We start from the raw sequence: 21,620 nt of genomic DNA on the forward strand, positions 1-21,620 counted from the left end.
TTAAAATTCAATTCCTTTTACAGCCGGAATTCCTTCATCGTAATAATGTTTATGAGGCTTCATTTCCGTCACAAGATCTGCTGCTTCCATCACTTCTTTTTTGGCAGAACGTCCGGTAATGACCAAATGCATATGCTCAGGGCGCTTTTGAATAAGGTCAATTACTTCGTGTAGCGGTAGCACATCATCAATAGGAAATTTATCGATAGCCAGTGCATTATTTAACTCGTCTAAAATAACCACATCATATTCGTTCGAGAAGACTTTGTCCTTCGTGAGCGCCCAGGCTTTTTGCAAAGCTTCACGATGTTCAGGCGGTGTTTTTGTCCACGTAAAGCCGACTCCTGTTTGAATCATTTCAATTCCTATTCTGTCAAACATCAGCTTTTCGCCATATGTACGCTGAGGAGATTTAATAAATTGAATCATTAATACTTTTTGTCCGCGTCCCGTAGCGCGCAACGCAAGACCTAAAGCAGCGGTTGTTTTCCCTTTTCCGTCTCCGGTATAAATTAACGTAAGACCCCGTTTGTCTTTCAATCTAAAAACCTCTTTTTCTTCGAATTTCAGTTTACAGCCATGTTGTTTTTTCTGTAAACGATGTTCTAGCAGGCTCTTTCATTTTTGTAAGAGACTCTTCATTTGGATAGCCTAAAAATACGTTTCCTACCACGACTTTACCTGCAGGCTTTCCGATAAACTCATACAGTCGCTCGTCTCGAACAAGACCAACTCCTCTTGTTCTCCAAACGAATCCAAGCCCTAATTCTTTAGCTGCTAGCCACATGGAATGAATCGCGCACGAAACCGCATATTTGTTATCTTCCGTGGCTTCTTCGTCTCCTTCAACTGTATCAGCTGTTACAACAATATGTACAGGTGTATTTTTCACTGCTTTTAACGAACTTTCTACTAAATGAGGCTTTGTCGGAAAGCGCTCCTTTAGATACGCTTCAGCCAGTTCTTCATACTTCTTTTTTGCTTCTCCTTGAATCACATAAAAGCTCCAGGGCTCTCTCATTCTGTCATTTGGAGCCCACGTCGCTGCTTCAAGCAGCTGTTCGATTTTCTCTTGTTCGACTTCACGCGGTTCATGATCTCGTACCGCTCTTCGTTCTTTTAGCTGTGAAATAATCGTCATATTGTCTCCTCCTTTTAACGTTAAAGCAGAATATTTTCCGCTCTTTCTTCGAACCATTTTATTTTTTCTCTAATTGTCACTACTTCACCTACAAGCACGATGGCAGGATGAGCAATTTCTGCTTTTTTTGCTATTTCTTCGATTGTGGCAAGCGTTCCCGTTACGGTGCGCTGATACTTCGTCGTTCCCCATTGAACAAGCGCTACTGGCGTATGTTTATCTCGTCCATGGTCCATCAACTGCTTGCATATATGAGGTAAATTTCCAACGCCCATATAAAACGCAATTGTATCTATTCCTTGAGCAAGCGCTGACCAGTTTAAATAATCTTTTCCTTTTTCTTCTCTTCCATGCCCCGTTACAATCGCAAAAGAAGTGGCATGATCTCTGTGGGTAACAGGAATTCCTGCATAAGCTGGAGCTGCAATTCCTGACGTGATACCAGGCACGACTTCGTAAGGAATTCCTTGAGTAGCAAGTACTTCAGCTTCCTCTGCTCCGCGGCCAAACACAAAAGGATCGCCTCCTTTTAAGCGCGTCACTACTTTTCCTTGAAGTGCTTTTTCAACAAGCAGTTCGTGAATACGATCTTGGATGACTCCGTGCTTGCCCGGTAATTTCCCGCAAAAAATAAGCTCCGCGTCTTTTTTAGCATAGTTTAATAACTGTTCATTAGCTAAGCGATCATATAAAATGACATCCGCCTCTTGAATACACTCCATTCCATATACGGTTATTAGCTTCGGATCTCCTGGTCCGGCTCCTACTAAATATACTTTTCCAACTGTCACACGGCATCTCTTCTTTCTTTTTTTACCGCTTTACACTGTTCCACCCAGTTTTCTACCATCTTCGTAGAAGAGCCGAAATGAAAGTGCGTATAGCCGGCAATTAAATTATTGTTCATATAGCCTTCTTCTTTCATTCCTCGCATCCCTTTTGTATCATAGGCAGGCGAAAACTCTTTCTCTGAATGAAAGGTTGAATAATGAAATTCATGGCCTTTAGCTTGTATATCGCCTTTAAATAAAAAATTCCCTGGCTTTCCCGTCACTTCTCGGTACCCTAAAGCAGCCAATTTTGTCTGCATTCTTACTTGTCCGGGAATAAGCCCCACCATTTCATGGCATGTATCATCTGTTGTGACAATAGCATCTGTTAAAAACATAAAGCCTCCGCACTCAGCAAGTGTAGGAATCCCTTTTTCGATGGCTGCTCGAACAGAATTTTTAACGTCAATTTGCTGAGCCAGCGTTTCAGCAAATTCTTCTGGAAATCCGCCTCCTATGTAAAGGCCATCAGCATCTTGCGGAACCGTCTCTCCTTTTAAAGGCGAAAATTCTACAAGCTCTGCTCCGTAAGCTTTTAACAATTCGAAATTTTCTTCATAATAAAAGTTAAAAGCGGCATCTCTTGCCACAGCAATTTTCACTTGAGGTACGGACGGCTTTGTAAAGATAGGATCATTAATTTCTATTTTAGGAGCTAAAGCAAGTTCATATACTTTTTCAATATCAATTGTATCATGAACAAGTTGCCCTAACTGTTCAAAAAACGGTGTTAATTCTCCTCGTTCAATCGACGGGATCAGCCCGAGGTGACGTTCAGGAATCGTAAGATCATCGTTTCTTTTCAAGTAGCCTACTACAGGGATATGACATTCCTGCTCAATCGCTGCCTTAACAAGTTTATAATGCCCTTCACTTCCAACTCGGTTAGCAATTACACCGACAATGTTCGCTTCCGGTAAAAATTGCTGAAACCCTTTTACAATTGCCGCTGCACTTCTAGCCATACTAGCACAATTGACAACTAAAAGGACAGGACTATTGGTGATTAAGCTGATTTCTGCTGTTGTCCCTTCGCTCGTTAACGGATTTTTCCCATCAAAAAATCCCATAACTCCTTCCATGATGGAAATATCAGCGTCTTCACTAGCTCGAGCTACAATTTCCCTAACCATATCGTGTTCAAGCATCCAGCTGTCTATATTACGAGACGCTCGTTCTGTAACAGCCGTATGATACGTTGGATCAATATAATCGGGTCCGCATTTAAACCCTTGAACTCTATAACCAGCTTGTTTTAATGCCGCCATCAGCCCAATTGTAAGTGTTGTTTTCCCTACGCCACTTCCGGTACCGGCAATGACGAGTCTTCTGTTTGACACCTTGTTCTCTCCTTTAGTCATATGGAATAAGCGCCACTGAAATGGTGACATTCCCTGACTTTTTCTTCACAAGTTCAAGCGTATCAGCACCGCTGTATAACATAGCAGCAGGTTCACTAACGCCATATGCACCTGTATATTTAAAGACAGTATCTGAAGGCTGTTGGATACTTATGCTGTTTAGCTCTTGGGGCGAATAATAGACAAACTCCCAGCCGTACTTAGACGCCACTTCTAGCAGCCCTTCTTCATCTTTCTTTAACTCTATTGTACATAATGCTTTTACACTTTTCATTGAAAACTGAAGTTCAGCAAGCGTTTTTTCAATAACGGTTTCAATTTCCGCTGCGCTTGTTCCTCTGTTGCACCCCATCCCAATCGCCAGTACTTTTGGACGGTAAAGAACACCGTTTTCTAAGATCGCTTCTTCTTCTTTTTTTAAATTGCGATGCGTTACGACCAAGGCTGCATGTGGCGATGCTTCGAGAGCTGTCTGAATCGATGAGTACGTTTTAATGTTAGCTGGAACAGGGTGCTCATAGTGCCACCAGCCCTTTTCACCTGATTCTTGAACCACCGCTATTGCTTCTTCGTTTACTACAGAAGCGCTGACAGGGGTTAGCTTTTCTGCTGATTCCCACACCCATCCAAAGCGCTTACCAAATAAATCAACGGGAATCGTTTTTTGAACATCGGATGCTGTTGTAATAACAGGATGAGCTTCAAGTGCTGCCGCAACTTCACGCGTTAGCTCATTTGCTCCTCCGATATGACCTGAAAGCACGCTGATGACATTTTCTCCTTTATCATCAATGACAACAACCGCAGGATCCGTTTTCTTATCTTTTAAAATAGGGGCAATCATACGTACAACTGCTCCCAGTGAAATAATAATAATAAGTCCTTTATACGATTCAAAAAGAGAAGGCAAGAGCATCCGCACGCTTCCTGAAAACAGCTGAATGTTCTGTTCTCTTTCGTCTCCTTTTTCAAACTTGCTCATGTAATACACATCGGACTGCTGAAAAGTGCGGCCTAGATTTCTTGCAATTTCTACGCCATGCTTCGTGATGGCCACGACAGCATAATCCCCGCGCTGTGTAATGAGAGCTTTTTTTCCTTCTTGGAGTTGAATCATTCCGACTTCACTCCTCTTCGAAAGCCATGGGTAAATGTTTTATCATAAAGTTTTGATCGATAATCTTTGTCATGAATGTGGGGGTCAAGGGCCCAACCTGCCAAAATCATCGCCTGCTTACGAATGCCGTTTGTTCGCATAGCATCATCCAGGTCTTTTACCGTCGTGCGAACAATTTTTTCATCTGGCCACGTTGCTTTATAGACTACTACAACCGGCGTGTCCTCACTCCAACCGGCGCTTATAAATTCTTTCATTACTTTTTTTGTGAGCGTCGCACTTAAAAATAAAGCAATGGTACATTTATGTTTTGCTAAATCAGTTAATTTTTCAAACTCAGGCACAGGCGTTCTTCCTTCAGCACGAGTTAAAATAACCGTTTGAGTCAAATCTGGAATGGTTAATTCTGCTTCAGCCGCTGCTGCTGCAGCAAATACGGAGCTGACTCCCGGAACAATTTCAATATCAACGCCTTCTCTTTTTAAAAGTACCATTTGTTCCATAATGGCTCCGTACATAGCCGGATCTCCGGTATGAACTCTTACAACCATTTTTCCTTCACGCATGCGATCAAGCATCGTACTGACCATTTCTTCTAAATGCATACCAGCTGTTTTTAACACTTCAGCTCCTGGTTTAGACTTAGCAACTAGCTCTTCACTTACTAGTGAGTCAGCGTATAAAACAACATCTGCCTGCTGAAGTAATTTTAAGCCTTTTACGGTAATTAAATCTGGATCTCCGGGTCCAGCTCCGATTATGTATAACTTCATTTTCGCACCACCATTAGCGTTAAGTATTGTAAATCGGCTCCTTCTAGTTCTGAAGCTTTCCAAATAATTTCTTCATCTGACGTTACTTTTGTTACCACCGATGCTTTTTCAAGCAGATCAAGCTCTTTTAAAAGACCGACCATAAAATCGATGACTTTAGCCACTTTAATAAAAATAACGCAGTCGTTTTCCACCAATACTTTTTTCATTGTTTCATAATCTTCACGAGCAGGAACAATGGCCACATGTTCATCACCGTCTGCTAATGGAATGCCTAAGCGAGACGCAGCCCCGTTAATAGATGAAATACCAGGAATTACTTGAATAGGAGCTTGAGGGTGACGTTCTTGCATCAGGCGCATCATGTGAATAAACGTGCTATAAAGCATAGGATCTCCCTCTGTCACAAATGCTACATCTTTTCCCTCCTGGAGCTTTTCCCATACTCGTTCCACTGTTTCGGTCCATTTTTTCTCTAAAATAGCAGGATCTTTTGTCATTGGAAACACAAGGCCTAGCATGTCTTTTTCATTTGCACTGAAATAGACATCAATAATTTTTTGGGCGTAGCTTTTGCTTCCTTTTTGCTTTTTTGGGTACGCAATAACGGGTGATTCTTTTAATTTACGAAATGCTTTTACTGTAATCAATTCTGGATCTCCTGGTCCAACTCCAAGTCCGTACAATGTTCCAATCATGTTCATTCTCCTCTTTTGGCTGTAATAATATAAATGGGGTTTAAAGCGTCAAATCGTGTTAAGTGTAAAATTGGCTTGCTTCTTGAAACTTGTGCAAGGGTAACAGCAGTCTCAAATCCTCGCTCTTTAAAAGCTTTCATCGCTTCTGCCAAATTTTCAATCGTTACGGCATTTAATACGATGCGCCCTCCTGAATTTAATCGGCTGCAGCACACGTCTAAAATGGTTTCCATGCCTCCTGCTGTCCCTCCAATAAACACCGCATCAGGATCAGCAAACTCACCTAACCCTTCCGGTGCTTTTCCGTGCACAGTATGGGCATCTACTCGAAATTTCGCTAGATTTCCCCTGCAGTTTTCCAAGTCTGCTTCGTTTTTTTCCACAGCAAAAATTTGTCCTTCACGCGCAATTTTAGCTGCTTCAATCGCGACTGAACCTGTACATGTTCCGATATCCCATACGACGCTGTCTCTCTTTAGCTGCAGGGCACTAATACTAAGTGTACGAACTTCTTTTTTAGTAATAAGTCCCTTGTCCGGCTTGCGTTGAATAAATTCATCGTCCTCTATTCCGAGAGGCCAGACTGGACTTTTTTCTACCTGTTTTAATATCACGACATTAAGCGGAGAAAAGAGTTGATTCGCCGCCTCTTCCAGCGAAAGCAGCTGACAGCGCTCCGCCTCTCCACCTAGATTCTCTGCCACAAACATCTTGTATTCTGTCATGCCGAATGATAACAAGTAGTTTGCCAGAGCACTAGGAGAATTTTGCTCATCGGTTAAAATCGCCACTTTTTTATAACCGTCAATGCGCTGAGCCAGCCCTTTTATACTTCTGCCGTGCACGCTTGTAAAATAAGCGTCTTGCCATCGCTCTTTTAGACGTGAGAATGCAAGCTGAATAGAACTTAAATAAGGATATATTTCAACGTCTAGCTTCGCAGAAAGATAGCTTCCAATTCCGTAAAATAACGGATCGCCTGAGGCTAACACAACCGCATTTCCTTCTTCGTTTTTTAAACGTTCAACAAGGGAAGAAAGACCTCCTTCAATGGCTACTTTTTCTCCTTCGAAATCTTGAAAAAAGTCAAGGTGACGCTTTCCTCCAATTAGCACATCACTTTCATACACCCACTGTTCATACATAGGAAGTAGACTTAACTTCCCGTCGTCACCAATTCCAATAATTTTAATTGCCATGTTGCACCGCCTGTCCTAAAAAATCTCCTTTTAATGTGTAAAGAGACGTATCGACATCGATTCCGTCCCCTACTTCCTTTAATGCTGATAAACAGCAGTACTCGCACAGTTTTTCGAAAAACTGATGATGACCGCTTTGCGTCATTAAATCTCCCACTTGAGAAGCTGTGTTTGCGCCTTTTATTTCCTCTACCAGTTCAGCAGAAGCGCCTGACTCAGAAGCTGCTTTTGCTAAGAAATTAAAATCAATAGGTGCACTTTTTGAATGAACCATCATAACGCCTTGCGCGACTTTTGAAAACTTTCCCATCATGCCTACGAGCGACACTTTTTTCATTCCTTGCTTTTTACATTGTTTTAACGTAAATCCAACAAAATCTCCCATTTCGATAAATGCTTCTTCCGGAAGTTCTGGGAACTGTTTCATTCCATATTTTTCGCTTCGTCCCCCTGTCGTAATGACAACGTGCTCACAATTACTCGCTTTAGCAACGCTAATGGCCTGCACGATACTTGCTTTATAAGCAGCTGTTGAGAACGGAACAACAATTCCCCGCGTCCCCAGTATCGAAATGCCTCCTAAAATACCTAGACGCGCATTTAATGTCTTTTTCGCCATTTCTTCTCCTTCAGGAACCGAGATGACAATCTTAACGCCTTTTTGTATGTTGTATTGGGCTAGAAGCTGTTCAGCCGTTTCTTTCAGCATCTTTCTTGGCACAGGGTTAATGGCTGCTTCACCGACAGGAACTGGGAGACCGGGCTTTGTCACACGCCCTACTCCCACTCCTCCATCAATGATAATGTCTGCACCATTACACCACGAAACTTCAGAAATAATCAGCGCTCCGTGCGTGGCATCGGGATCATCTCCAGCATCTTTAATGATGCTGGCTACAGCGCTGCTTGTGCGATACTCGCATTCTTCAAGATGAAACGTAGCAAAGCGACCAACAGGTAAGTAAATCGTTGACTCCTCTTGCACTTCTCCTGAAATTAGCGTAAGCAGAGCTGCTCTCGTAGCTGCCGTTGCACAAGCGCCCGTCGTATAGCCTTCTCTGAGTTTCTTAGGTTCTTTTGGTACTTCCTTCATGCGTTACACCTGATCTGCAAGAATTGAAATTGCATTTAATGCAGCAACCGTTACCGTACTGCCGCCTTTTCGCCCGATGTTTGTAATAAACGGCACGTCAAGTTTGGCAAGTTCTTCTTTCGATTCAGCCGCTGAAACAAACCCTACCGGCAGACCAATAACAAGCCCAGGCTTCGCTTCTCCTTCTTTAATCAAACGAATTAACTCAAGTAACGCTGTCGGTGCGTTCCCAATTGCAAAAATCCCGCCGTCTGCTTCTTTAATTGCTTTTCGCATAGAAATAATTGCACGCGTTGTATTTAAGCGCTTTGCTTCTTCCATTACGTCCGGATCTGAAATATAAACTTTGATTTCACCGCCGTGTTTTTCAATTCGCTGCTTGTTTGTTCCTACTTGCACCATTTGTACATCTGCAACCACTTGCTTGCCGCTGCGAATGGCTTTAATTCCTGCTTGAATCGCATCTGGATGAAACAGCATACTGCGTCCAAGCTCAAAGTCTGCAGACGCGTGAATTACCCGCTGAACAATTGGGTACTGTTCATCTGTAAACGGATGAGGTCCAAGCTCTTCTGTAATCATTTCAAAACTTTTTCCTTCAATTTGCTGAGGCTGAACAGTTAACGGTTTAAATTCTGTACGAAAATCCATCTCAATCAACTCCTAGTTTGGTTTACTAAAGCATGAACCACTTCTTCAAACGTGGAATACACGGTCCCATACTCAATTTTCGGTCGCCCAATCATAATGATATCTAAGCCTAACTCTTTAGCTGCTTCCACTTTTTCATCCACAGATCCAACTTTTCCGCTTTCTTTTGTGACCATGACCGTCACTCCGTATTGCTTATAAAGCGCTTGATCAAACTCTTTTGTAAACGGACCTTGAATAGCAATAATATTTTTTTGCGGCAATCCTAACTGCTGACACTTTTCCATATTATCCAGCCTTGGAAGCATACGAGCAACAAGCCGTACATCTGAAAGAGGAAGGAGCTTTTCTGTAAAAACCTGCAGCGTCTTGCTGCCTGTTGTCAGCATAATAACTCCTTTTTTCTCAGCTGCTACTTCAGCTGCTTCTTCATACGTAGAAACCATCGTCATATTGTCGTAGGTAAAAGCCTGCGAAGCCCGCTCATAGCGTATGTAAGGAATCGATGTTTCAGCAGCCGCACCGATGGCGTTTTTAGATGCTTCTTCGGCAAAGGGGTGACTTGCATCCACAATAGCTTTTACACCATGTTCGTTTATAAAAGTCATCATATCTTCTTGTGTGAGACGTCCAATTTTCACTTTCACTTCTGCTCGCTGTAATTCGATTGCTGCATTGTCGGTTACAACCGTCGCCGTAACGTCGTAACCTTCTTTTTTCACTTGAACAGCTAATGCACGTGCATCGCTAGTTCCCGCTAACAATAAAATCATTTTAACTCGCCGACCTTATCTTCATGGTGGTGATGGTCATGATGGTGATCGTGGTGATGGTGCCCGTGATCATGATCATGATCGTGATGATGATGGTGATCAATATGCTCCATAATGCCGAGGCGATATTGACATGTATCGCAGTTCATTTTCACTTCGCCTTCTAATCCTTCTTCAGCACGTTCTTTTAAAATTGTCTGCAGTTTTGGATGAAAACCGAAATAGCCGGCTAGCTTAAACTCAATGTTTTCATGCTGCATTTTATACTGCTTCACCATTTCTTCCAAACGCTTAATTAGTACTCCTGTAAATAAGAAATACGGAAGAATAACCACTTTTTTAGCGCCCAGTTTTAAACATCGTTCCACTCCTTCATCAATCAATGGAGCGGTCACGCCCATAAAAGAAGTTTCGACGATTTTGTAGTTTGTTTTTTCCCAAAGAAGGCGCGTAATTTTATATAAATCACTGTTTGCATCAGGATCGCTTCCTCCTCGCCCTAAGACAATAACAGCCGTGTCTTCAGCTGGAGTTTCTAAATTTTCTCCTGATTCTTGTAATCTCGTTTTTAAAATTTCAAGGGCTTCTTCATGAACGCCAATGGGACGTCCGTACACGAAGTTTACGTGTGGATATTTTTCCTTAGCTTCATCTATAGCCGCCGGAATATGTATTTTTGAGTGGCCAGCTGGCAAGAGCATAATTGGAACTACAACTACATCTGTCGCTCCTTTTGCCACACATGTATCAATGCCTTGACTTACATTCGGACGTTCAAACTCTAGAAAACACGTTTCTACTAAAATAGATGGGTCCCAATCATGCTTCATAGTCGAGATAAACTCGCGAATTTGATCGTTCCCTTCAGGATCTCTACTTCCATGACCGACAAATAAAACTGATTTCATATAATGCCCTCCCATTTTTAATCTCCACACGGAGCTGGTTCTACTTTTATTTTTGGTGTTATATCTTGATAGTCGAATCCATAAACATTCTTCACACGCTTAAAGAATTTATGAAACCGCTCATTTGGATGACCTTTTTCTTTATATTCATGGACAATGTTCTCCACTATTTCAACAATGTCATCGGGCGCTATGCCTTCCGCCACAATTTGACCTGAATGGGCGTTTCGTCCAACCGTTTTAGCCCCTAAAAATAAGTCAAACGCACCTTTTCTGTAGACAATGCCGATATCTTCTTGAACAGCACCGTAACAGGCCATACCGCATCCATTAATACCAAGCTTCAGCTCTTTTGGCATGTCCATTCCACCGAGACGCTTTTGTAATTGTTCCGTATGCGGGATGGCGTCGCTTTTTTCTCCATCACAAAAATCACACGCTTTAATTGTAAACACGTCTCCGACTGGAGATAGTAAAAAGGAAGCTGATTGGAGCTTTTTAATAATCACATCTGGCTGAGCCGTTGGAATTTGCAGTTTGATTTGATGGTCAGGCGTATACTCCATCGTACCTTTTTCACCAACAACTTCTGCTAGTGTTGTCATTTGAACGGGCGTAAACTTCTTATTTGCAAGCCCTGGACTAACTGCCACTTCAAAAATAGACTCAATTGGCTGGTGTACGACCGGTGAAGTAGTTTCACCTAAAATTGCTTGAAGCGCTTCTTCTGCCAGAGCTCGTGAAGCCGCTTTTTCTTCTTTTGTATTCTGAACATCTTCAATAGCTGAAGCCGTTTGCTTTACAGTCTCCTCTTGATCAAGAGCCCATGGTTCTGCTTCTTTTCGAAGTCGCTGATGCGGTCTTAGCGGCTGCTCTGTTTGGTTGAGGGTATATTTCCGCTGATACCCGCGCGGTGTAATCATTAAGTCATCGTAAAAGAACGTAGATGAATTTCCGACAACAACGGTAGTCAGCATGCCTATTTCATGATTTAACATGTCTTTTAAATTGGTCATTACCACTTCTTCGCGGTCACGATAAGCGCTTTTCACAAGACCAACAGGCGTATCGGGGGAACGGTATTTTAATAAAATCCTTTGCGCTTCCACAATTTGTCTTGTGCGTCTTCCGCTTTTCGGATTATAAAAAGCTACTACAAAATCTGCTTGTGCAGCTGCTTCGATTCGTTTTTCGATTAACTCCCAAGGCGTAAGGTGGTCACTTAAACTAATCGTACAGGCATCATGCATCACGGGCGCCCCAAGGAGGGATGCGCATGAATTAATAGCCGAAATGCCAGGAATCACTTCCAGCTCTACGCCCGTTTCTTTTTTCCATCCTTTTTCAATCAACACTTCATACACAAGGCCGGCCATTCCGTATACTCCTGCATCTCCGCTTGAAATGACCGCCACGGTTTTTCCCGCTTCAGCTTGCTTTACGGCTTCTTGTGCACGGCTTACTTCTTCGGTCATTCCTGTACTAATAATTTGCTGATTCGTTAATAGTCCTTGAATTAATTCCACATAGGTTTTATAACCAATGATCATATCACTTTCTTGAATGGCTTCTCTTGCTCGCTGTGTAATATGTTCAAAGCTTCCTGGGCCGAATCCAATAACTAACAGTTTACCTTTCATGCTAGCTCCTCCTTTATGCGTTACTTTTTACTTTGTCAATTCCTTCTATGGAGTCACTCTTTTCCGGAGAAACAAAACCGTTTTGATCATATTCATAAATAAGTGATTCCTTTATGCTGCAGCCTCCTGCTAAATGTTCTTCAACAATTCGATGAGCTACGTTTTCAGTGACCTGCTTGTACCAATCTCCTGAAGGGTACACGATAGCTACAGGAGCATCTTTGCATCTTCCGTTACAGCGCGTACGGGTTGTGTGAACCGCTTCATCTAGATTCAGTTCAGTCACTTTATTTCGAATAGCTTGCGTGGCTTCTTCTCCACCTTTTCTCATACAGCTGCTTCCATTACAAATCAATACGTGATGTTTTGTTCCATTTAAGTTCCACGTCGTCACACTTATTCGCTCCTTTACTAAAAAAACGCCTCTATCAATGATAGAGGCGCAGAAAAATTCAAACTAAGTTTTTGCACTTCCACCTATATCCCGTAGGGTAAGCTTCGCATTAGAAAAAGGCTGGTTTCCTGACTTCGATTCATCACCTGATTGCGCCTTCCCGAATACAGTGGCATATGCAATCAGCTCCTCTTCACAGTGGCGGGTACCGCGCTGGCTTCACACCAGACTTCCCATTTAACGCAATGTGAACATTGCGCACCTTTTTTGCACGATATGTAGTTTTGTGCTACGAGAAAAACCCGCTTCGCTAATATGCGAGCGGGTAAAACGTCAGAATAAAAGTGTACACGAATGCCACTTTAAGCCAACGTTTCCCTTCCCGCTCCCCGGAGAAATAGAAACTTCACAATAAAGACAGGTCTCCTGACTTGTGTATCATTCTACTTGAGAACCTTCCCGTGATTTTTCCACAGTGGTTATACTCGTTCGTCCACACTTACAGTTGCGGGGGCAGTACTGGTCTTTCACCAGTTTCCCTATTAAGCCTTCTTGGCATCTTTACTGTTGCTGTTTGATATATATGAACCTTTTAAACTATCAGAATAATAGAAGTAACTACCATATCATAGCGTACATTTTTTTTTATTTCAACTCTATTCTTTTCGTAAGATACAAGAAGCTATAAAAAAACAAGAGCATAAAGTCAGCTCTTGTTTTTTCATTATATAGCTACTAATGTTAAATGAGGATCATTATAATACACGACTTCTGAAAGAACTTTACAGCCATTTGTTTTTGCAAAAGCTTCTCTCGCCTGCGTTTCAGTTTCAAATTCAAACATTTTCATTTCTTTTCCAGCATATACCGTCAGTACCCACATGAAAAGATTCGCCTCCGATTATTGTAGTGATCGCTATATCCACATTATGACGAAACCATATCCTTTTGAAAACCCATTCTACAAAACTTGTCACAAGAAACTTTTAAAAATTTAAAAACATTTTAACTTCTGTAAATGAACAAAATGTACAAAAGGTTTAAGCCGTATTATACCTCTTTAAAAAAGGTGCTTTTTTTACCAACTGTTGCTTCACCAGTAAAAAAATATATAGTATTTATTAAAAAAAGAAGCCGGACAGCCGGCTTCTTTTTTAGGAAAGGAAAGTACAGACATCACTGTCCCGTCCTGCTCTTTGTTTTGCATAAAAATACACTAATTAAATATTCCTTTCTTAAAGCAGAACCATGTTCGATTGCACATAGTGGTAAAGAAGCTTGTACGTATGGTTCAATGAATCTTGATGCGTTCTCTCAAACGCATGAGAAGAATCAATTCCTGGACCAATTAAGCCGTGTACGATGTCATGCCCGGCACGAATAGCAGCAGAAGCATCTGATCCGTAAAACGGATAAATATCTAATTTGTACTGAATATCATGCTGCTTAGCTAGCTCCACCAAATGCTTTCTCAAACCGTAATGATATGGGCCGCTTGAATCTTTTACACAAATAGACACGGTGTATTCATCAGTAGATTGTCCATCTCCCATGGCACCCATATCAACCGCTAAGTATTCTACCGTTTGAGGCGTAATGTTCGAATTTCCTCCGTATCCAATTTCTTCATTATTTGAAATAAGAAAGTGCGTAGTGTATGGCAGTTCGATCTGCTCTTCTTGAATTGTTTTCACGAGCTGAAGCAATAAAGCTACGCTTGCTTTATCATCGAGATGACGAGATTTAATAAAACCGCTTTTTGTTATTTCTACACGAGGATCAAACGAAACAAAGTCGCCGACTTCAATTCCAAGACTGCGAACATCTTCTGCGCTATGTACTTTTTCATCCAATCGAATTTCTATATTATCTTGATTTCGCTCAGCTTTACCTGCATCTTTATACACATGAACAGATGTTTGATGCATAAGGATGGTCCCTGTAAATACTTCTCCTGCTGACGTTTCGATTTCACAATATTCTCCTTCGATGGAATTGTAGCGGAACCCTCCAATCAAGTCGATTTTCAGACGTCCACTCGGTTTGATTTCTTTTACCATAGCACCTAATGTATCGACATGAGCCGTCAGCATGCGGTGATGATCCGTATCTTTACCGGGAATAGTAGCGACTAAGCCTCCTTTTCGATTGCGATACGTTTGAATATTTAGCTCTTTTACATAGTCTTCGACAAATGAAATCACCTTTTCTGTATTTCCAGAAGGACTGGGAATCGAAACAAGCTTTTTAATTAACTGAACAGTTTCCGTCATTATGACACTTCCTTTGTCTCTCATTTCTTTTATTTTACCATATGTTTCAAAAAAGATAACAGGCAGCTCCAAACAAAAAAGCCAGGCAGCTGCCCGGCTTTTTTGTTTTAAGCTATGTTTGATTTCTTTAATTCATTTGTGTAATTTAATGATTTTTGCTTATCAAATTCGCCTTCAGACTTGGACATTACAATTGCAGCTAAAGCATTTCCTACTACGTTAACTGTGGTACGCATCATATCAAGAATGCGGTCAATTCCTGCAATAAATGCCATGCCTTCAAGAGGGAAGCCCATAGATTCAAGCGTAGCAAGTACAACTACAAACGATGCCCCTGGTACACCAGCCATCCCTTTTGAGGTTAACATTAGCACAAGAAGGAGCTGAATTTGATCCATAATGGAAAGGTCAATGCCGTACATTTGAGCAATAAACAGCGATGCCAGCGCCTGATAAATGGTTGAACCATCTAAATTAAACGTGTAGCCTGTTGGAATAACAAACGATGTAACCGATTTAGAACAACCGAAGTCTTCCATCTTTTTGATAAGAGATGGTAAAACGGCTTCTGAACTTGCTGTTGTAAAAGCAAGAAGCAGCTCGTCTTTTAACACTTTTATGAGCGTAAACATGCTTGTTCCAGCCATTTTAGCAATAATTCCAAGAACCACAAGCACAAAGAAAATCATGGTGAAGTAAACGGCGAACACTAATTTCCCTAATGGAATAAGTGATCCGACACCAAACTTTATAATATTAACACCAATAAGTGCAAATACACCTACTGGAGCAAATTTCATCACCAAATTAGTTACCCAAAACATTGCATCCAAGACGCCTTCAAAAAAAGCTAAAACAGGTTTTCCTCTCTGTCCAATCGAAGCTACGCCTACACCAAACAGTACGGAAAATAAAATGATTGGTAAAAGATCGCCTTCTGCTACCGACTGAAAGACGTTTGTCGGAACAATATGAAGAAGCTCCTGAGCAATCCCTGTACTTTCAGACGTTTTTGCCGTTGCCTCATATTGAGAAATATCGCTTTTTTCAATATGTCCCATATCAACCCCTGCACCAGGGTGGAATAAGTTCGCGGCAATAATCCCCACTACAATCGCAATGGTTGTAACAATTTCAAAATAAAGAATTGTTTTTCCGCCAAGCTTACCTAATTTTTTGATATCGCCTACTCCTGCGACCGCTACGATTAATGCTGAAATCACGATCGGTACGACAATCATCTTAATTAAATGAATAAATATGTCTCCAATTGGCTGTAAAATAGAAATGGCCGTATCGCTTCCGTAAAAGATAGCACCTACAGCTACGCCTAAAATCAGTCCAATTAGAATCTGAGTTGCTAGACCTAACCTTTTCACTTTCTTGCTCCTTTCGCACAGTTGACTTTCATCCATTGAGCATATGCGGTTCAACGAACCGTGTATAAATATACACCCTTACAGCACCTTATGTAAACAGCTCTTTACTAAAAAAATGTAAGGCCGCACATGCAAATTTTTAAAACTTACAGTTCTGTTTTATCATATCAAATGATTGTTGTATACCGAGATTTTTTCGCTGCGTATTTTTCTATTTTTGCTATTTTAGCGAATAAATTAAAAAAATAAAATTTTATATTGAAATATACATTTTAGGTTAGTATAATACGATACATGTTTATTTTTATTATTCGAATATAAAATTCTGAAAATTTTAATTATTCAACACGATAATAAAAAGCATTTATAATTTTGGAGGTTTTAATGTGTCAAACAAAGTTCCTTTTTCATTTATAGTGGTTATTGGCTTTATGCTTTTTGCCCTATTCTTCGGCGCAGGTAATTTAATTTTCCCTGCAATGTTAGGTCAGTCTGCTGGAAGCAATATTTGGTCAGCAAATGCTGGATTTTTAGTAACGGGTGTAGGTCTGCCTCTGCTAGGCGTTCTCGCGTTTGGTTTTTCCGGAAAAGAGGATCTGCAGTCTTTAGCTAGTCGTGTACACCCAGCTTTCGGTATTATCTTTACTACGATTTTATACTTGGCAATTGGACCGCTTTTTGCAATGCCAAGAACGGGAAGTGTTTCGTTTGAAATTGGCGTTAAGCCTTTTTTATCAGAAAATTCAGGTCACCTTCCCCTTATCATTTTCACGGTAATTTTCTTTACGATTACGTGCTTTTTTTCGCTAAATCCTGCGAAAATTGTCGATTTAGTAGGAAAAGTTTTAACACCTATTAAATTAACGTTTATTGGAATATTGGTAGTTGTAGCCGTTGTGAACCCAATTGGAAAATTTGAAGCACCAAGCGAAGCTTATACAACGCACGCATTCTTTAAAGGCTTCCAAGAAGGTTATTTAACAATGGATACACTAGCATCATTTGTTTTTGGAATTATTATTATTAATGCAATTAAAGAAAAAGGAGCAAAGACCAACCGACAAATCATCACAATTTGTGCAAAAGCTACGGCTATCGCTGCCGTTATTTTGGCTCTTATTTATAGTGCATTGTCTTATATGGGTGCTTCAAGCGTATCAGAGCTTGGACGTCTTGATAACGGAGGTACGGTTTTGGCTGAAGTATCAAATTACTACTTTGGCTCTTACGGAGGAATTCTTTTAGGTCTGATGATTACCGTTGCTTGTTTAACAACAAGTGTAGGCCTTGTAACATCTTGTTCATCTTTCTTCCATAAGTTGTTTCCAAGGGTTTCTTATAAGTTGATTGCTGTCATTTTATCAGCATTCAGCGCCGTTGTAGCAAACTTTGGCTTAACGGAATTAATCGCTATTTCGGTTCCAGTCTTAACAGCTATTTATCCGTTAGCTATTGTGTTAATTGCTTTAACATTCTTACATCCTTTATTTAAAGGACGTTCTGAAGTTTACCAAGTAAGCCTTCTGTTCACGTTTATCGTTAGTTTATTTGATGGCTTAAATGCTGCTGGATTCAAAATTGCCGCAGTAAACGATCTGTTTACATCGATTCTACCTATGTATGGAGTGGGTCTCGGCTGGGTAGTTCCTGCTATTGTAGGAGGATTAATCGGTCTTGGCATTACCTTCCTTCGTACAAATGATAATACGAACAGAAACACTTCAAGAAAATTGATTAAATAAAAAGAGGATGCAAATGCATCCTCTTTTTATTGTGGCGTTTTATGAATAAGGAGTTTTTTTCTCCATTAACTTCACTTCTTCCTTTAACACACGTTTTTCATATAGATATTTATCCGTTCGTTGAAAATGATATTTATCAGCTTTTTCTTATTCAGATGTGGTCAAAAGCACTCGAACATCAGAAGCAGCTGACACATCAAACGTTTCATTTTGATAAGTAGCATACGGAGCTACAAAAAACACTTCTTCAACAGCATCACGAGGAACTTCTTTTGTAAAAGTCGTGTCATTGTATGGAATGAATCCATTTGCTACATCGCCTTTATCATAGCTAATCAGCTTTACACACCCATTTTCCGTTTCATAACATTCGTAGTCTCGTTCATTATATGCTGCATACAAACCTTTTCGAATCATAAAAAAACATTCCTTTACATTGGTTTAGCAACCGCTGGTACAAATCGTTTTTCTTCTGCCACGTAGGTAGCTAAAAGTACTTCTTCCCCATTTACCACTTGATATAGTTCCGCTCCGTTTGCTGGTGGATAATAGTTATCAAATTTGAACTCTGGAACGGTTTCCCCGTTTCGAGATCCTGTAAACCCATTAAGCGTACATGGAGGTCCATAATTATTACTAATTAATCCCTTTTAGTAGGTCTCAAAAATAAAACACACCATCTAAAATAGATGGTGTGTGAAGTATAGTAAGTAATTAAGAAATTTGTTTAAGTTCTGATGAGAGTTTTAAAAACTCTTCTTTATTTTTCATCAATAGCGTGCGGTCGATTTCTTCTTTTAGCTGTGCTTTACGAAATTCTGCAATCGCCTTGTCTAAAATCATCTCAGCGAATAATGCATCAAGCACCTTTCCGTTGGATTTTTGCGGTGAATTAAGTAAATTCTTTTTCATAAGAAATCAACTCCTTGGCTTTTTTATAATATAACACAAATATTCTGACTTTTCAATCATTTAAACCAAGTATTTTACATCTATTTTTTTTCCACATAAAAAGGCCGCCCTTTTGTTATAAGGCGCGGCCTTTTATTACGAATCTGCGGCTTTTTCTTTTACTTCCGCATAGTAGTTTTCATATTCAATAAATTCAGGAGCTTGATGAGCTGCCATGATACCGTGGTAACTGATGTCTAAGCCCACTTCTTCTTCTTCTTCCGTAGATCGAAGCGGAACCACCAAGGAAATAACCTTTAACCCTATCCACGTCGTAACAAATCCCCAAGCGCATAGAGCAATTAATCCGAGAAGTTGAACACCTAATAACGTCCAGCTCCCTCCTGTAAACACACCGCCGTCTGTAGAAAATAAACCCACAGCCAACGTGCCCCATATTCCCGAAGCAGCGTGTACAGGAAAAGCTCCTACAGGATCGTCGATTTGACGTGCTTCGAGCCAGTTTGTAGCTGCCATCATTAATAAGCCGGATACAGCTCCAATAAAAATAGCAGATGGCGTATTTACAAAAGCGCACCCGGCCGTGATGCCGACAAGTCCGGCAAGCGATCCATTTATCACAGAAGGTGCATCTGAACGGTTGTAGCGAAATAAAGTATAAAATAAAGTAGCTGCTCCGCCTGCTGCTGCTGATAACATTGTGACAATAGCAATGTGACCAATTCTAACGTCAGTGGCACTTAGCGTACTTCCTGCATTAAACCCGAACCATCCAAACCATAATAAAAAAGCACCCACTGATGCAAGCGGCAAATTGCTTGGAAGAGAAACAGAACTAATTCCATTTTTCGTGAACTTCCCTTTTCTCGGTCCAATCATTATTGCAGCTGCTAAAGCTGAAAAACCGCCAAGAGCATGGATAACTGCCGAACCGGCAAAATCAAGCATCCCTAACTTACTAATCCATCCGCCTCCCCAAATCCAGTGGCCGGCTATAGGATAAATAAATGTAGTCATTAAAATCGCATATAAAAGATATGCGCGGAAATTAATTCGTTCTGCCACCGCTCCAGAAACGATAGAAATGACCGCAATCACAAACGCACATTGAAACAGCCAAAATGTTTCAAGCCCAATTGGAATGTCAAGGTGCGATAAATTACCTGAGAGCGCAAAACCGCTTTTACCGACGATTCCGCCTAAATCATCTCCGTACATTAATCCAAACCCAATTAAATAGAAACAAAGCGTTCCTATTGTAATATCAGCGAATACTTTCATAATAATATTGACGCTATTTTTATAGCGGACAAAACCTGCCTCTAGCAAGGCAAAGCCGCCTTCCATTAGCAAAATCATCGCGGCTGTTAATACAACCCACGTTGTATTTATCCCTAAACTTAGTTCATTAACACTCATATCCCAACGCCTCCACTGCTTTTTAATCGTTTTATTTCTTGTACAATAGCAGGCGAAAGCGTAATTTCACTTGTTTCTTCATTTTCCGCTTTTATTAATTCAAGAACTTCATGAAGTTCTCGCATTTGTGCTTTAAGGTGATCAATTTTTTTAAAGCGTTCCTTTACGTATACCATATACTCGACCGCTTGATGCTGACTTAAAGGACGCCCGGTAAAAAATTTGCGAAACGGTGATAGTGATTGATACCAAGCTTCTTCAGCACGTTTCTTCTCTTCGTATTTACTAATTTTCGTTTTTATATCTTCTATTTCTTGTGCTTTAGCTTCTTTTAACTTCATTATAAATTCAATTAATTTTAATTGAGGCAATGTAATGACCACATTATGATAAAGTTCATCCACTATAACCATGTTATATCTCCTTACATAAGATGTTATATTCTGATTATATGTAGAACACTATAGTAAGTCAATGTAATTTTTTGAAAACTCTTTAAATAGTAAATGCGCCCTATCTTTTTAATACTTATAGAATATTAAGTTCGTATGTGTTGAAATATGACGTTATTTGTTTTATCGTAGGAAGAGGAATCATGTTAGTTCCCTATTTTAATTTTATTTACCTAGGCAATTATTCGCTTTATTTTTTATAAACTTTTATTAAACAAAGGGTTACGAGGTTCTTCACTTATTTTTTCAACGAAATGAGTTGATTTTATCTCGTATTAAAATTAAAATAGAATTATGTGCAAGATTTCACAACTTCACAATGTAGTTTGAAAGTCTAGCAGATAACTAGGAACTACATATGCAACAGTATCCAGCAAAGGAGGACTTTTCATGTCTCAATCAACTATTCAAAAATCAGCTGCAGAGGAAAATGCTGCTGTACAAACAGAAGCGGCGGTTAACAAAGGTCAAGCGGATGTGTTAGATCAATTGTTAAAGCCTGAAGTACAAGAAGCTCTTACTGTTCTTGTAGATAATTTACCAAAATTATCTGAAATGGTAACGGTGCTTACAAAAACTTACGACGTTGCGCAATCATTATTAACTGACGACGTATTAAAAGAAGATCTACTTGGTGGAGTAAAAGAATTTATCGAGCCAGTAGAAGGAACAGTAAAAGGTCTTGCAGCTACTGCAATCGAAGCAAACGATCGTGCAGAAGCAAATGCTTCTAATTCAATCGGTTTATTCGGTTTATTACGCATGCTTAAAGATCCACAAGCTCAAAAACTATTCCGCTTTGCACAAGCGTATTTAGACATTACAAACGAAAAACAAAAATAATTTTCATTAAAAAGTGTGGACG

Annotated in this window: 23 protein-coding genes and 2 riboswitches; of the genes, 2 read left to right on the plus strand and 21 right to left on the minus strand. The window is 40.3% G+C overall.

Annotated elements, in window-relative coordinates:
- The 17 genes from cobO to ACMX9J_RS03975 form a co-directional block, all read right to left on the minus strand.
- On the minus strand, positions 1-540 hold the full coding sequence (gene cobO / locus ACMX9J_RS03895; protein ID WP_028408311.1) for a cob(I)yrinic acid a,c-diamide adenosyltransferase: 540 nt from the start codon (positions 538-540) through the stop codon (positions 1-3).
- Positions 541-571: 31 nt separating this feature from the next.
- Positions 572-1,141 carry a nitroreductase gene (locus tag ACMX9J_RS03900; protein ID WP_033579163.1) on the minus strand — a complete coding sequence of 190 codons (570 nt, stop codon included), beginning with the start codon at positions 1,139-1,141 and terminating at the stop codon, positions 572-574.
- A gap of 20 nt (positions 1,142-1,161) precedes the next feature.
- Positions 1,162-1,932 carry a uroporphyrinogen-III C-methyltransferase gene (gene cobA, locus ACMX9J_RS03905; RefSeq protein WP_013057306.1) on the minus strand — a complete coding sequence of 257 codons (771 nt, stop codon included), beginning with the start codon at positions 1,930-1,932 and terminating at the stop codon, positions 1,162-1,164.
- On the minus strand, positions 1,929-3,311 hold the full coding sequence (locus ACMX9J_RS03910; RefSeq protein ID WP_034269187.1) for a cobyrinate a,c-diamide synthase: 1,383 nt from the start codon (positions 3,309-3,311) through the stop codon (positions 1,929-1,931). Before ACMX9J_RS03910 ends, cobA begins: the two co-directional genes overlap by 4 nt.
- Before the next feature lie 13 nt (positions 3,312-3,324).
- Positions 3,325-4,449 carry a cobalt-precorrin 5A hydrolase gene (locus ACMX9J_RS03915; RefSeq protein WP_034269184.1) on the minus strand — a complete coding sequence of 375 codons (1,125 nt, stop codon included), beginning with the start codon at positions 4,447-4,449 and terminating at the stop codon, positions 3,325-3,327.
- Positions 4,446-5,222 (minus strand): precorrin-4 C(11)-methyltransferase, encoded by a 777-nt coding sequence (gene cobM, locus ACMX9J_RS03920; protein ID WP_033579167.1) that lies wholly within the window; start codon positions 5,220-5,222, stop codon positions 4,446-4,448. Before cobM ends, ACMX9J_RS03915 begins: the two co-directional genes overlap by 4 nt.
- Complete coding sequence (cobI, locus tag ACMX9J_RS03925) at positions 5,219-5,920, minus strand: precorrin-2 C(20)-methyltransferase (RefSeq protein ID WP_033579168.1); 702 nt, start codon at positions 5,918-5,920, stop codon at positions 5,219-5,221. The genes cobM and cobI overlap by 4 nt, the downstream gene beginning before the upstream one ends.
- Positions 5,921-5,922: 2 nt before the next feature.
- Positions 5,923-7,119, minus strand: a complete 1,197-nt coding sequence (locus tag ACMX9J_RS03930; RefSeq protein ID WP_033579169.1) for a bifunctional cobalt-precorrin-7 (C(5))-methyltransferase/cobalt-precorrin-6B (C(15))-methyltransferase — start codon at positions 7,117-7,119, stop codon at positions 5,923-5,925.
- Positions 7,109-8,212: a cobalt-precorrin-5B (C(1))-methyltransferase gene (locus tag ACMX9J_RS03935; protein ID WP_033579170.1), complete on the minus strand. Its 1,104-nt coding sequence runs from the start codon at positions 8,210-8,212 to the stop codon at positions 7,109-7,111. Before ACMX9J_RS03935 ends, ACMX9J_RS03930 begins: the two co-directional genes overlap by 11 nt.
- Before the next feature lie 3 nt (positions 8,213-8,215).
- Positions 8,216-8,863, minus strand: coding sequence for a precorrin-8X methylmutase (locus tag ACMX9J_RS03940; RefSeq protein WP_013083415.1), 648 nt, complete (start codon positions 8,861-8,863; stop codon positions 8,216-8,218).
- Between the two features lie 5 nt (positions 8,864-8,868).
- Positions 8,869-9,636, minus strand: a complete 768-nt coding sequence (gene cobK, locus ACMX9J_RS03945) for a precorrin-6A reductase (protein WP_033579172.1) — start codon at positions 9,634-9,636, stop codon at positions 8,869-8,871.
- A complete protein-coding gene (locus ACMX9J_RS03950) occupies positions 9,633-10,544 on the minus strand; it encodes a sirohydrochlorin chelatase (RefSeq protein WP_033579551.1) in 912 nt (303 codons plus the stop codon). Before ACMX9J_RS03950 ends, cobK begins: the two co-directional genes overlap by 4 nt.
- Positions 10,545-10,561: 17 nt before the next feature.
- The gene (gene cobJ / locus ACMX9J_RS03955; RefSeq protein WP_034269175.1) at positions 10,562-12,184 is read right to left on the minus strand and encodes a precorrin-3B C(17)-methyltransferase; all 1,623 of its coding nucleotides are present in this window, start codon (positions 12,182-12,184) and stop codon (positions 10,562-10,564) included.
- 13 nt (positions 12,185-12,197) lie between these two features.
- Positions 12,198-12,578, minus strand: coding sequence for a (2Fe-2S) ferredoxin domain-containing protein (locus ACMX9J_RS03960; RefSeq protein WP_033579174.1), 381 nt, complete (start codon positions 12,576-12,578; stop codon positions 12,198-12,200).
- A 100-nt stretch (positions 12,579-12,678) separates the two neighbouring features.
- Positions 12,679-12,859, minus strand: a riboswitch (cobalamin riboswitch).
- A gap of 117 nt (positions 12,860-12,976) precedes the next feature.
- Positions 12,977-13,156, minus strand: a riboswitch (cobalamin riboswitch).
- A gap of 146 nt (positions 13,157-13,302) precedes the next feature.
- Positions 13,303-13,461, minus strand: coding sequence for a hypothetical protein (locus ACMX9J_RS03965; RefSeq protein WP_014459832.1), 159 nt, complete (start codon positions 13,459-13,461; stop codon positions 13,303-13,305).
- 352 nt (positions 13,462-13,813) lie between these two features.
- Positions 13,814-14,851, minus strand: a complete 1,038-nt coding sequence (locus ACMX9J_RS03970; protein ID WP_028413114.1) for a M42 family metallopeptidase — start codon at positions 14,849-14,851, stop codon at positions 13,814-13,816.
- A 107-nt stretch (positions 14,852-14,958) separates the two neighbouring features.
- Complete coding sequence (locus ACMX9J_RS03975) at positions 14,959-16,230, minus strand: cation:dicarboxylate symporter family transporter (RefSeq protein ID WP_033579176.1); 1,272 nt, start codon at positions 16,228-16,230, stop codon at positions 14,959-14,961.
- Positions 16,231-16,616: 386 nt separating this feature from the next.
- Here ACMX9J_RS03975 and brnQ point away from each other — a divergent pair, with 386 nt between their 5' ends.
- Positions 16,617-17,972 (plus strand): branched-chain amino acid transport system II carrier protein, encoded by a 1,356-nt coding sequence (gene brnQ / locus ACMX9J_RS03980; RefSeq protein WP_013057321.1) that lies wholly within the window; start codon positions 16,617-16,619, stop codon positions 17,970-17,972.
- Positions 17,973-18,119: 147 nt separating this feature from the next.
- Here the strand turns inward: brnQ and ACMX9J_RS03985 are convergent, their stop codons facing one another.
- From ACMX9J_RS03985 to ACMX9J_RS04000, 4 genes are all read right to left on the minus strand, one after another.
- Entirely contained in the window at positions 18,120-18,389 is a 270-nt protein-coding gene (locus tag ACMX9J_RS03985) for a hypothetical protein (protein WP_261763935.1), read from the minus strand.
- Between the two features lie 297 nt (positions 18,390-18,686).
- Positions 18,687-18,884 (minus strand): IDEAL domain-containing protein, encoded by a 198-nt coding sequence (locus ACMX9J_RS03990; protein WP_013057324.1) that lies wholly within the window; start codon positions 18,882-18,884, stop codon positions 18,687-18,689.
- A gap of 135 nt (positions 18,885-19,019) precedes the next feature.
- Positions 19,020-20,303 (minus strand): ammonium transporter, encoded by a 1,284-nt coding sequence (locus ACMX9J_RS03995; RefSeq protein ID WP_033579177.1) that lies wholly within the window; start codon positions 20,301-20,303, stop codon positions 19,020-19,022.
- Positions 20,300-20,716 (minus strand): hypothetical protein, encoded by a 417-nt coding sequence (locus tag ACMX9J_RS04000; RefSeq protein ID WP_013057326.1) that lies wholly within the window; start codon positions 20,714-20,716, stop codon positions 20,300-20,302. The genes ACMX9J_RS03995 and ACMX9J_RS04000 overlap by 4 nt, the downstream gene beginning before the upstream one ends.
- Positions 20,717-21,145: 429 nt before the next feature.
- On the opposite strand from ACMX9J_RS04000, the gene ACMX9J_RS04005 reads away from it, so the two are divergent.
- Positions 21,146-21,598 (plus strand): DUF1641 domain-containing protein, encoded by a 453-nt coding sequence (locus ACMX9J_RS04005; protein ID WP_013057327.1) that lies wholly within the window; start codon positions 21,146-21,148, stop codon positions 21,596-21,598.
- Positions 21,599-21,620: the final 22 nt, after the last annotated feature.

The organism is Priestia sp. RMT2NF4 (assembly GCF_047872835.1).
In the GTDB taxonomy this organism is placed as follows: Bacteria; Bacillota; Bacilli; order Bacillales; family Bacillaceae_H; genus Priestia; species Priestia zanthoxyli.